This window comes from Caulobacter sp. FWC26, assembly GCF_002742645.2.
Lineage (GTDB): Bacteria > Pseudomonadota > Alphaproteobacteria > Caulobacterales > Caulobacteraceae > Caulobacter.
Window position 1 is genome coordinate 19,946 of the sequence record NZ_CP033875.1, and the last position, 12,265, is coordinate 32,210.

Below are 12,265 nucleotides of genomic sequence, written 5' to 3' on the forward strand. Positions count from 1 at the left end.
TCAGTTGAGCGGCCGACCCTTGGTTTCGGGCAGCAGGAACAGGGTGGTCAGCACGCTGAGCAGGGTGAAGGCCACCGGGTACCAGAGGCCGGCATAGATGTTGCCGACCGCCGCCACGATGGCGAAGGCGAAAAACGGAACGAAGCCGCCGACCCAGCCCGTGCCGATATGGTAGGGCAGGGACAGAGCCGTGTACCGAACGCGGGTGGGGAACAGTTCCACCAGGCATGCGGCCAGCGGCCCGAACAGCGCGGTGGCCGCGATGACGAACACGAACAGCACGGCCAGGATCATCGGCTTGTTCATGCGGCTCGGGTCGGCCTTGGCGGGATAGCCGGCCTCGACCAGAGCGGCCTTGATCCGCGTTTCCACCTCGGTCTTCACCGCCTTGACCTCGGCCTTGCCAAGGCCCGTTGCGCTCTTTGAGGTGATTTCAGCGCTGCCGATCCGCACGGCGGCGACAGCACCCGCCGGCGCGGCTTCGTTGGCGTAGGAGACGCCCGCATTGGCCAGGGTGCTCTTGACGATGTCGCATGAGGTCACGAACGCGGTCTTGCCGACGGGGTCGAACTGCAGGGAACAGTCCTTGGGATCGGCAACGACCACGACGGGCGCCTTGGCGCTGGCTTCGGCCAGGGCCGGGTTCGCCGCCTTCTCCAGAAGGTGGAAACCGGGGAAGTAGAACAGCAGCGCCAGGGTCATGCCGCCCAACATCACCGGCTTGCGACCGATCTTGTCCGACAGCCAGCCGAAGACGACATAGAAGACGGCGCTGATCGCGGTGGCGGTCATCATCAACTCGTTGATGGTCACCGCGTCGACCTTCAGGAACTTCTCCATGAAGGTCTGGACGTAGAAGAAGCTCGTGTACCAGACCGCGCCCTGAGCGCACATCATCGACAGGAACGCCAGGATCACCAGCTTGAGGTTGCCCCACTGGCCGAAGGCTTCGGCGTACGGCGCCTTGGAGGCCTGGCCTTCTTCCTTCATCGCGGCGAAGGCGGGGCTTTCGGTCAGCTTCAAGCGCATCCAGACCGAGATGCCCAGGAGGCCGATCGAGACCGCGAAGGGAATCCGCCAACCCCAGGCGTCGAAGGCGTCGGGGCCGACATACTTGCCCAGGACCCAGCGGGTGGCGAGGATGACCAGAAGCGCGCCGAACAGACCGAAGGCGGCCGAGGTCTGCACCCACGAGGTCGACCAGCCGCGCTTGTCGGCGGGCGAGTGTTCGGCGACATAGATCGCCGCGCCGCCATATTCGCCACCCAGGGCGAAGCCTTGCAGGCAGCGCATGATGATCAGCAGGATCGGGGCGATAATACCGGCCTGCTCATAGGTTGGCAGGAAAGCGATCGCGAAGGTGGCGCCACCCATCATCAGCACGGTCGCCAGGAACGCGCCTTTACGGCCAGCCTGGTCGCCGATCTTGCCGAACACCAGCGCGCCCAAGGGTCGGAAGGCGAAGCCGACGCCAAAGAGCGCGAGGGCGGCGATATAGCCCGCCGTCTCGTTCAGCCCCGCAAAGAAGGTCTTCGAAATGACCTGGGTCAGACTGCCAAAGATGAAGAAGTCGTACCACTCGAAGGCCGTGCCAGCCGACGAGGCCGCGACCACCGTGCGCATCGACGCGCGTTCCTGACTTTCGCCAGCCATCTGTATCCCCCTGTTTTAGCCCTGCTTAGCGTGGTTCAGGGTTTGGGGGAACGGGGTTAGGCGACGGCGTCGTGTCGTGTCGAGACGGCTTGGGACAGCCGCTGGATCTCGTTGACCAGCGCGGTGGGCGAGATCGGTTTGGCCACAACCCCGTTCATGCCCGCAGCGAGATAGGCCGCGCGCTGGTGCGCCATGACGTTGGCGGTCAGCGCGATGATCGGCGCGTGGGCGGCTCCGCCGGGAAGGGCGCGAATAAGCCGGGCGGCTTCAAGGCCGTCCATGCCCGGCATCTGCACGTCCATCAGGATGAGGTCGAAGTCGCCGGTGGACGCGGCCGCGACGCCAGAGGCGCCGTCGTCCGCCACGCTGACGCAGGCGCCCAATTGCTCTAGCAGCCGACGCGCGACGATCTGATTGGTGGGATTGTCCTCCACCACCAGCACCCGGACGCCTTCGAGAAGATCCGAGGGCTCCGACTCCCGGACCAAAGGCGCCGCCACCCCAGGGGCGGCGATGCTCAGCGAGAAGGTCGATCCGACGCCGGGAACCGACTGGAATGACACCTCGCCGCCCAACATGCGCGCCAGCTCGCGGGTGATCGCAAGACCCAGGCCCGAGCCTCCGAAGCGCCGCGTCGTGCTAGCGTCGGCCTGTTTGAAACGCTCGAACAGCCGGTCCTGAGCGTCCAGTGGTACGCCCACGCCGGTGTCGATGACGTCGAAAACCAGGCGCGGCCCATCATCTGTCGCCTTACGACGCCCACGGATCGTGACCGAGCCCTTCAGGGTGAATTTCACCGCATTGCCGACGAGGTTGAAGAGGGCCTGCCGGACGCGCGTGGGATCGGTCTCGATCCAACCCAGATCCTCTGGCAGGTCCAGGATCAACTCCAGGCCCTTGTGCGCGGCCTGGCCGCTGAGCAAGCGGACAACCCCGCAAGCCAGCTCGCGAGGATCAACCGGCTCGCGGCTCAGGTCGAGGCGGCCGGCCTCGATGCGCGAAATGTCGATGACGTCGTCGAGCAGGGTCGACAACATCTGGCCCGCGCCCAAGGCCTCAGCCAGCAGGTCGGCGTTGTCGCCCGGCGGAAGCTCGCGCTTGAGCACATGCATCACGCCCAGGACCCCGTTCATGGGCGTGCGGATCTCGTGGCTCATATTGGCCAGGAACTGCGCCTTGGCCTCGTTGGCGGCCTGAGCGGCGCGCTTGGCCGCGATCAGGGCCAACTCAGCCTTCTTCTTCTCGTCGATGTCGAGGATCAGTCCCACCGCCTTACGCGCGCGACCTTGCGCGTCGCGCCGGACATCATGGAACACCCGCACCCAGTGCGCCTCTCCGTCAGGAGGCAGCAGCCGGACGTCGTGCTGCTGTGGCTCCCGGCGGCCCGCGCTCGGCCGCGTGACGACAGGCTTGTAGAGCTGCTCACGATCGTCTGGATGGATCATCGGCCAGACGGCGGCCTTGACGTCTTCGTACTCGATCTTTCGCCCCATCATGCGATGGAACTCCGGCGAACCCCAGAAGGTGCGGCCTTCGTGGTCGATCTCGTAGACGCCGGCGCGGGCCGCGCCCAGCGCCACCTTCAGGCGCCGTGCGTTGCTTCGCGCTTCGCGTCGCGCCGTGGTCAGCGCCGTGATGTCGTCCATATAGGTGATGACGCCGACGATCTCGCCGGCCACGTCGCGCCAGGGCCGGGCCTCCCAGCGGAAGACCCGCTCCACGCCGTCGGCGTCGTACAGGCGGTCCTCGCGCCGGGTGACGATCTCGCCGGAAAGGGCCCGGGTGACTCGCGCCACGAACCGGTGGCGCGCGCCCTCGGTCAGTTCGGTCAGGGTCTTGCCGATGACCTGGTCCTCGGTGGAGCGGAAGATCTCCAGAAAGCGGGGACTGACCATCCGCAACCGCATGTCGAGGTCATAGACCGCCACGGCGAACGGCGCGTCTTCCACCAGGCGGCGGGCGCGTCGTTCGCTCCAGATCGCCTTGTCCCGGCTTCGCGCGACCTCGGTGATGTTTTGAGAGATCCCTTTCAGGGCGAACAGTTTTCCCGGTCGGGGCTCGGCGCGATAGGTCGCGCGCAAAGTGAACCAGCCGCCGTTGTCGCCGCGCAGACGATACTCCAGCGATCCGCCCTCCCCGGTCGTCACAGCCCTCGCGAAGGCCGCCCGAACCTCTTTGCGCTGACTCTCGGGCAGCCGCGCCAGGAACAGTTCAGCTGTCGAGATGCTCTCGGGCGCGATGCCCAGGAGGGCCAGGGCGTCCGGCGCCCAGTCGATGCGGCCGGTCTCGGGTTCGTAGCTCCAGACCCCGATGCCAGCCTCCTCGGCAAGCAAGGCCTGCGTGCGCCGCGCCGCTTCGAGTTCCGCCCGGGCCTCCACCTCGGCGGTGATGTCGTGCATCACCCCGACCATTTCTCCGTTGGGACCCCGGCGAGAGCGTCCCTGCAGCCATATCCAGCGGCCGTCCTTGCAACGGACCTTGAGTTCATTGACCGCCGAGCCCGTCTCCCGAAGACGCCGGCCGGTGTCGATCAGTTCGGATTGACTGTCGGGGTGGACGAACTTGAGGGTCGGGGCGCCGAGGAGCTCATCCAGCGACCATCCCGTGACGACGGTCCAGGCGTCGTTGACGTTGATGAATCGACCCTCTGGGGACACGACGGTCAACAGCCCGCCGGCGTTGTCGAAGAACCAGCGCGCAGCCTCTGCCTCGCCAAAAGACGAGGCGGCGACGGGGGCGGGCGCGGGAGTTTTCGACGCCTGGGACATCCGATCTCCAGAAAGTTGGGCGGATGTTGGGGCGCAACCGTAAACTTATGGTTTTCGAGAAGTATCGTTGTTCCGTGAACGTGATACCTGGGCGGGTCTTAGGCCTCGGCCCACTGGCGCAGCAGGTTGTGATAGACGCCCGTAAGCGAGAGAATCGCCTCGTCTTCCGGCGCGGCCTGGCGCGAAAGACGCTGGATGGCGACGTCCATGTCCAACAATAGAGTGCGCTTGGCGTCGTCGCGGATCAGGCTCTGGATCCAGAAAAAGCTCGCGATCCTGGCTCCGCGCGTGACCGGCGTGACGTGGTGCAGACTGGTGCTGGGATAGAGGATCGCGTCGCCGGCGCCGAGCTTGACGACGTGATCGCCGTACAGGTCGTTCACCACCAGTTCGCCGCCGTCATAGTCCTCGGGCTCGGCCAGGAAGAGGGTACACGACAGGTCGGTCCGCAGGCGCTGACCCGTAACCGGATCGCGGCGGATGGCGTTGTCGACATGGTCGCGGAAGCCCATGCCCACGCCATACCGGTTGAACATCGGCGACAGGATCACATGCGGCAGGGCGGCCGAGACAAAGAGCGGATTCGCCTCCAGCGCCTGCAGGATGATGGCTCCGACTTGGCGGGCCTCGGCGCTCTCCTGCGGCAACTGCTCGTTGTTCTTGGCCATGGCGGCCTGGAAGCCGGAGGTGACATTGCCGTCAACCCAAGGTCCGGCGTCGAGAATCGCGCGGCACTCGGCGACCTGCGCTTTGGTGAGAACCTCTGGGATCTGCAGCATCATCAGCGACATCCTATTTGCGAACCGTTCCTATCTGGATGGCCGTGTCGATCCTTTGATCCGGATCAGATCATCGCCGTGCCGGAAAGAAAAAGCGCCCCGACCGGACATTGGCCGGACGGGGCGCTGGCGTGAAGTCCTTCGAGGGGAGGTCAGTACTTCACGTTGACGGTGAGGATCGCCTGGCGACCGGGCGCGGGGTCCGCATGGTGCACGCCGTTGGTTCGGGCGATGTAGCGCTCGTCCGTCAGGTTCTGGACATTGAACTGCAGGTCGACCCGGTCGTTGACCGCCCACGAGGCGAAGGCGTCGTAGCGCCAGTAGGACGGGGCGTAGATGCGGTTGGTCCCGCCGCCGGCGCCGCCCTGGTTGCCACCGAAGCTCTTGGAAACATAATAGGCGCCGCCGCCCAGAGCGATCTTGCGGGTCACCTTGTACGTCGTGAAGCTGGAGAAGCTGTGCTTGGGCGTGTTGGCCAGAGGGTCGCCCTGGTTGACGCTGGTATAGGCGCCGCGAACCAGCTCGCTATCCATGTAGGTATAGCCGCCGAACACCTGCCACTTCGGAGTAATGTTGCCCGAGAAGCCGAGCTCGAAGCCCTGCACCTCGACCTCGCCCACCTGGGCGTAGGTGTTGGCGTCGATCTGGATCTGAGCGTTCTTGCGGGTGGTCTTGAACATCGCCGCCGACAGGGCGAGCGTGTCATTGAGAACGTTGGCCTTGGCGCCGGCTTCGAAGCTCTCGCTGTCCTCCGGCTCCAGCTGCACAGTGGCCAGATTGCCCGTGCCCGTGACGGTGTTGCTGTTCTGGTCGCCGGCCGAGATGCCCGGCGGGGTCGAGGCGGTGCCGTAGGACACGTACAGGCTGGACGCGGCCGTCGGCTTGTAGACGAGGCCCAGCTGGTAGTTGGTGAACTCCCAGGACCCGCGGCGCGGCGTGTAGGTCGTCGCGGTAAAGACGCCGTTGGCCTGGGTGGTCGCCACGTCAACGCCGTGGCTCTCGTAGCGGTCGTGGCGCAGGCCCAGGTTCAACAGCACCTTGTCGCTGAACTTGATGGTGTCGAAGCCGTAGACGGCGGTCGTCTTGGCGACGTTGCGGGCGGCCGGCGCACGATTGATGACACCGGTCCAGGCGTCCTTGTCATTGGGCTTGTAGACGAGGGTGCAGTCGCCGGCCCCAAGGCTCGCCAGGGTGTTGGCCGCGATCGTGAAGCCGGTCGGGCAAGCCGCGCCTGAGGTCGTGAAGGTCGAATAAGTGGCGTTGAGGTTTTCCTCGCGGCTCAGCTCAAGGCCGATGTCAAAGCTGTGCTCAAGGCCGAACACCGTCTTCTTGCCGTGCAGGTCGGTGACGGCGGCGACGGTCTCGGTGGGGTTCCAGCGGGTCTTGGTCCCGCGCTTCATCCACCACTGGCCCTGAACGAACTGCGCCGCGCCGCCGTCGCCGGGGTTGGTGACGATGTAGTCGTTCAGCGACTTGGAGTAGCGGACGACCTGGCGCAGGTTGAGCGTTTCGTCGATCCGGTGGTCGATGGCGAAGGTGGCGATGTCCGACTTGGTCTTCTGGTAGTCGCGCGCCGCGACGCCGTAGAAGCTGCGAGGATCCACGTTCAGCACGCCCGAGGCGGTGCGCGGCTGCGTGGTCTTGGTCACCAGCGGAATGCCGTAGTCAGGCGTCTGGTCGCCCTCTAGGTGGTAGTAGCTGGCGGTCAACTGGGTGTCGCCGTTCAGGCCGATCGCCAGCGAGGGGGCGACCCCCCAGCGATCGAAGTCCACCGACTTGCGGCCCGGCGTATCGCCTTGCGTGGCTAGGACGTTGAGTCGAACCGCGACGCTGTCGTTCAGAGCGTGGTTGAGGTCAGCGGTCGCGCGGAGATAGGCGTCCGTGCCGACGCCCACCGAACCGCGTGCAAAGCTGTCGGCTTTCGGGGTCTTCGACGACAGGTTGATGCTGCCGCCGCCCGAACCGCGACCGCTATAGGCGCTGTCCGGACCCTTCACGACCTCGACCTGTTCCAGGTTGAAGATTTCCCGGACCTGGCCGCCGGTGTCGCGGACGCCGTCGACGAAAACGTTGTTGGCCGAGCTTTGGCCCCGGATGAAGGGACGATCGGCCAGCGGCTGTCCGCCTTCGCCAGCGCCGAAGGTGATGCCGGGTGAGGTGCGCAGGATGTCCGCGAGCGAGGTGGCGGCGGTCTGCTCGATGATCTTGGCGGGGATCACGGTCACCGACTTGGGCGTGTCGACCAGCGGCGCGGTGAACTTGCTGGACGAAGGATCGGCGACCCGCTTGGCGTCGATGGTCACGGCCGACACTGAGCGGTCGTCGGCGTTGGCGGTGGTGACGGCGCTGTCCGGGCCCTCGGGGCCGGCGACGGCGGCTTGGGCCAGGCCGAGACCGGCGACACCGGCGACGGCGGCGATGCTCAAGGCGCGACGGGGCCGGCTGACAACGCCGGTGAAGTTCGGGTTACGCATGGTGGTCCTATCCCCAGGGAGCGCCATCCACCGCGCCCCTCCTGAAATTGCGAGGCGTTCTTATCTTTGTTGCAAGAGCGCTGCAATGATAATTATTCGCAATAACAATGATCGCAGACCCGTGACGCGCTCGACGTGGCTTGACGCCAGGGTTCCGGGTGCACCCTATCGCGGCTTGCCGTGAGGAGCCTCGGATGAGAACCGCCACCACTATAGCCTTGCTCGCGCTCGCCATGGCGGGTGGCGCGCAAGCCTCCAGCCTGAAGGCGTGCGCCGTGCCCAAGGACGTCGCGCCCGCGCCGACCGAGATCCCGCCGCCGGACGAGATCTATCCCGACGTGCCGATCGCGGCTTATCTGCTGGCGCTCTACTGGTCGCCCGAGGCCTGCCGCGCTGGGATCCCGGAGTCTGACAAGGCGATCCAGTGCGAGGCCAATCGTTTCGGTTTCACGGTCCACGGGCTTTGGCCCAACGGACCGGACAAGGTGCACCCCCGCTACTGCCGCTCGAGCCCGCCGATGCGGGTGAAGACGGTGAAGGCCAATCTGTGCATGACCCCTTCGCCCTGGCTGCTGCAGCACGAATGGCAGGCGCATGGGACCTGCAACTGGAAGACCCCTGAGGCCTACTTCAAGAAGGCGCGTCAGATCCGTGAGCGGCTGGGCGTCCCGGATCTCGATCCGGGTGCCGACGAGGCCATGACGGCCGGGGAAATCCGGGAGGCCTTCATCCAGCGTAATCGCGGCATGACCCGGGAGGGCCTGAATGTTCGCGTCAAGCAGGGTCGCCTGACCGAGGTCTGGGTCTGCATGGACCTGAAGTACAGGCTGGCGGCCTGCCGGGGCGGCAATGGCGCGCCGGACGCCGCAGTGGTGCGCGTCACGCCCAGGAACTGATCAAAGCGCCTCTGGCGGGCGGATACGGCGGTAGATCGCTTCAGCGAAACCGAAGAGGCCGAACGCCACCAATCCGACGGCGACCATTCCCAGAATCCACGCGCCCGCCGGCTGTTGCTCGACCACCTGGAGCGCGTCGCCCCAGCTCCGGGCCTGGCTCGCGCGCACCTCAAGGCCCGCCACAAGCAAGAACGCGCCAAGCGGCAAGGTGGCCAGGCCTCTCGCCGCATAGCCGACCTTGGCCAGGGGGACGATCCGCGCACAGGTCTCCGCGTCGCAGGACAGGCGCTTGGCGAAGTCCTGCATCAGGCCCTGGGCCACATTGCCGATTCCAAAACCCAAAACGATCAGGCCGGCCGCGATCAGCAGGCGATCGCCCCCCGGCCAGGCCAGGATCGCCTCGGCGTACTGGTGAGCGCTCTGGGTCTCGTCCGCCTCGCCGACATCCTCGAAGACATCCAGCAGCTCCAGCGCCGACCAGGCCAGACCGCCGTAGACCGCGCCGCTCAAGGCCTGACCCGCGCGCACCGCCCAGCCCTTTAGCGTGGTCCCATGGCGATCGGCGTCGAACAGCGCCTGTACGAGGCGCCAGACGGCGAAGCCGATCAGGCCGCTGGCGATGAGCGCGATCAGCACACCCCCCAAGGGCCAAGTCGCCCAGGTCTCCAGAACGCCGCGAGCGCCCTTGGCCTTGGGGGTCAGGTCCAGGGCGGCCAACAAGGCGATCGCACCCAACCCCACATAGACCGCGCCCCGCGCCGCGTAGCCGATGCGCGCCGCCCATTGCAGGCTCGTGGCGAGGTTGAGGCGCACGGCCATAAGTCTCCGGATCGGGGACGAGGCCAAGAGCGTCAAGGCGCGTGAGTTCCCATGACCTCGGCTTCCAATGGCTCGCGGCGGATCATGGCCCTGCTTCTCCCTGCTGCGGGGCGTAACGCCGGGGCGCGCAAGGCGGCTCCAAACGCAAAGCGGGCGGCCCCTTTTCGGAGCCGCCCGCCTGATAGCGTCCGGAATGGGAAGCTGAAGAGGCTTACGCTTCTTCGGCCGCCGCTTCCTTCTTGCTCAGGTCTTCGCCGGTTTCTTGGTCGACGACCTTCATGGACAGCTTGGTCTTGCCGCGGTCGTCGAAGCCCAGGAGCTTCACCTTGACCATTTGGCCTTCCTTCAGCACGTCCGACGGCTTGGCGACGCGTTCGTTGCTGATCTGGCTGACGTGGACGAGACCGTCCTTGGCGCCGAAGAAGTTCACGAAGGCGCCGAAGTCGACGACCTTCACGACCTTGCCGTCGTAGATCTTGCCGACTTCCGCTTCGTCGGTGATCGACTTGATCCAGTCGATCGCGGCCTTGATCTTGGCGCCGTCCGAGGCCGAGACCTTGACCACGCCGTCGTCGTTGATGTCGACCTTGGCGCCGGTGGTGGCGACGATCTCGCGGATCACCTTGCCGCCCGAGCCGATCACTTCACGGATCTTGTCGGTCGGGATGTTGATGGTCTCGATCTTCGGCGCGAAGTCGCCCACGTCGGCGCGCGGCGCGTCCATGGCCTTGTTCATTTCACCGAGGATGTGCGCGCGGCCTTCCTTGGCCTGAGCCAGGGCCTGCTCCATGATCTGCGGCGTGATGCCGGCGATCTTGATGTCCATCTGCAGCGAGGTCAGGCCTTCGCTGGTGCCGGCGACCTTGAAGTCCATGTCGCCCAGGTGATCTTCGTCACCCAGGATGTCCGACAGAACCGCGAAGCCGTCCTTTTCCAGGATCAGGCCCATGGCGATGCCCGAGACCGGACGGACCAGCGGCACGCCGGCGTCCATCATGGCCAGCGACGAACCACAGACCGTGGCCATCGAGGACGAACCGTTCGACTCGGTGATCTCCGAGACCAGGCGGATCGTGTAGGGGAAGTCTTCCTTGCTCGGCAGCATCGGGCGCAGGGCGCGCCACGCCAGCTTGCCGTGACCGATCTCGCGACGGCCCGGCGAACCCATACGGCCGGTCTCACCGACCGAATAGGGCGGGAAGTTGTAGTGCAGCAGGAAGGATTCCTTGTAGGTGCCTTCCAGGGCGTCGATGAACTGCTCGTCGTCGCCGGTGCCCAGGGTGGCGACCACGATCGCCTGGGTCTCGCCGCGGGTGAACAGGGCCGAACCGTGGGTGCGCGGCAGGATGCCGACTTCGCCCAGGATCGGACGCACGGTCTTCACGTCACGGCCGTCGATGCGCAGGCCGGTGTCCAGGATGCCGCGACGCACGACGTCGGCTTCCAGTTCCTTGAAGATCGCGCCCAGCTTCAGCGGGTCGTAGCCGGTCGGGTTCTCGTCCGAGAGGCCGAGGGCCGCGACGGCCTTTTTCTTGGCGGCGCCGACCGCTTCGTAGCGGTCTTGCTTCTTCTGGATCTTGTAGGCGGCGGCGATGTCGGCGCCCACCAGGTCCTTCATCTTCGCCTTGATCGCGTCGGTGTCTTCCGGCTCGAACGCGAAGGGCTCCTTGGCGGCGTGCTCGGCCAGTTCGATGATCGCGTCGATCACGGCCTGCATCTGCTGGTGGGCGAAGTTGACGCCGCCCAGCACGATCTCTTCCGAGAGCTCCTGGATTTCCGATTCAACCATCATCACGGCGTCGGCGGTGCCGGCCACGACGAGGTCCATCTTGCTTTCCTTCATCTCGTCGAGAGTCGGGTTCAGCACGTACTGGTCATTGATCCAGCCGACGCGGGCGGCGCCGATCGGGCCCATGAACGGGGCGCCCGACAGGGTCAGGGCGGCCGAGGCGGCGACCATGCCCAGGATGTCGGGATCGTTCTCGAGGTCGTGCTGCAGCACGGTGACGACGACCTGGACTTCGTTCTTGAAGCCCTTGACGAACAGCGGACGGATCGGACGGTCGATCAGGCGGGAGACCAGGGTCTCCTTTTCCGACGGACGGCCTTCGCGCTTGAAGAAGCCGCCGGGGATCTTGCCGGCCGCGAAGGTCTTTTCCTGATAGTTGACCGTCAGCGGGAAGAAGTCTTGGCCCGGCTTCTGGCTCTTGGCGAACACGGCGGTGGCCAGGACGACGGTTTCGCCCATGGTGGCCAGAACGGCGCCGTCGGCCTGACGGGCGATGCGACCGGTTTCGAGGACAAGCGTCTTGCCGCCCCACTCGATCGTCTTGCGTTTGATATCGAACATTTTTCTTCTTTCGGTTCCCGCGGGCGGATTCCCGTCGGGGCGGACAGGGGCGGACGGCTAACGGAAGCCGGCCCGATGATCCTCATCCAGTGTGACAGGCGGGTTTGAGGACGTGAACCCTCGGACAGAGGAACGACCCGGTTGGAGCGGGCGTCCCACGGAACCTGGCGTACGGCCTGTCTCGGCCGCCGGGTCCCAAATACGCGATCCGCCGCCCTGCCTAGGCGGGGCGGCGGATCTTGATGCCTTAGCGACGCAGACCCAGCTTTTCGATCAGGGACTGATAGCGACCGGCGTCGGACTTCTTCAGGTGGTCGAGAAGCCGGCGACGCTGGGAAACCAGCTTCAGCAGGCCACGACGGCTGTGGTTGTCCTTCTTGTGCGTCTTGAAGTGCTCGGTCAGGTTCGAGATGCGTTCCGAGAGGATCGCGACCTGGACTTCAGCGCTGCCGGTGTCACCCGCGCCGCGGGCGTGTTCGGCGATGAGAGCGGCCTTGCGCTCGAGAGTAATCGACATCGGTAAGTC

At 65.9% G+C, this 12,265-nt stretch carries 8 protein-coding genes; 1 reads left to right on the forward strand and 7 read right to left on the reverse strand.

Annotation, left to right across the window (positions count from 1 at the left end; all coding sequences use genetic code 11):
- The 4 genes from CSW63_RS01745 to CSW63_RS01760 form a co-directional block, all read right to left on the reverse strand.
- Entirely contained in the window at positions 1–1,653 is a 1,653-nt protein-coding gene (locus CSW63_RS01745) for an MFS transporter (RefSeq protein ID WP_062097493.1), read from the reverse strand.
- Between the two features lie 56 nt (positions 1,654–1,709).
- Positions 1,710–4,421 (reverse strand): PAS domain S-box protein, encoded by a 2,712-nt coding sequence (locus tag CSW63_RS01750; RefSeq protein ID WP_062097495.1) that lies wholly within the window; start codon positions 4,419–4,421, stop codon positions 1,710–1,712.
- A gap of 98 nt (positions 4,422–4,519) precedes the next feature.
- A complete protein-coding gene (locus CSW63_RS01755) occupies positions 4,520–5,203 on the reverse strand; it encodes a Fe2+-dependent dioxygenase (protein WP_062097591.1) in 684 nt (227 codons plus the stop codon).
- A 149-nt stretch (positions 5,204–5,352) separates the two neighbouring features.
- The gene (locus CSW63_RS01760) at positions 5,353–7,674 is read right to left on the reverse strand and encodes a TonB-dependent siderophore receptor (protein WP_062097497.1); all 2,322 of its coding nucleotides are present in this window, start codon (positions 7,672–7,674) and stop codon (positions 5,353–5,355) included.
- Between the two features lie 194 nt (positions 7,675–7,868).
- On the opposite strand from CSW63_RS01760, the gene CSW63_RS01765 reads away from it, so the two are divergent.
- Positions 7,869–8,570: a ribonuclease T2 gene (locus CSW63_RS01765; RefSeq protein ID WP_062097499.1), complete on the forward strand. Its 702-nt coding sequence runs from the start codon at positions 7,869–7,871 to the stop codon at positions 8,568–8,570.
- Here the strand turns inward: CSW63_RS01765 and CSW63_RS01770 are convergent, their stop codons facing one another.
- The 3 genes from CSW63_RS01770 to rpsO form a co-directional block, all read right to left on the reverse strand.
- Positions 8,571–9,389, reverse strand: coding sequence for a DUF1206 domain-containing protein (locus CSW63_RS01770; protein ID WP_082749603.1), 819 nt, complete (start codon positions 9,387–9,389; stop codon positions 8,571–8,573).
- Between the two features lie 211 nt (positions 9,390–9,600).
- Positions 9,601–11,739 carry a polyribonucleotide nucleotidyltransferase gene (gene pnp / locus CSW63_RS01775; RefSeq protein ID WP_062097501.1) on the reverse strand — a complete coding sequence of 713 codons (2,139 nt, stop codon included), beginning with the start codon at positions 11,737–11,739 and terminating at the stop codon, positions 9,601–9,603.
- A gap of 247 nt (positions 11,740–11,986) precedes the next feature.
- Positions 11,987–12,256, reverse strand: a complete 270-nt coding sequence (gene rpsO, locus CSW63_RS01780) for a 30S ribosomal protein S15 (protein WP_004618114.1) — start codon at positions 12,254–12,256, stop codon at positions 11,987–11,989.
- Positions 12,257–12,265 lie beyond the last annotated feature (9 nt).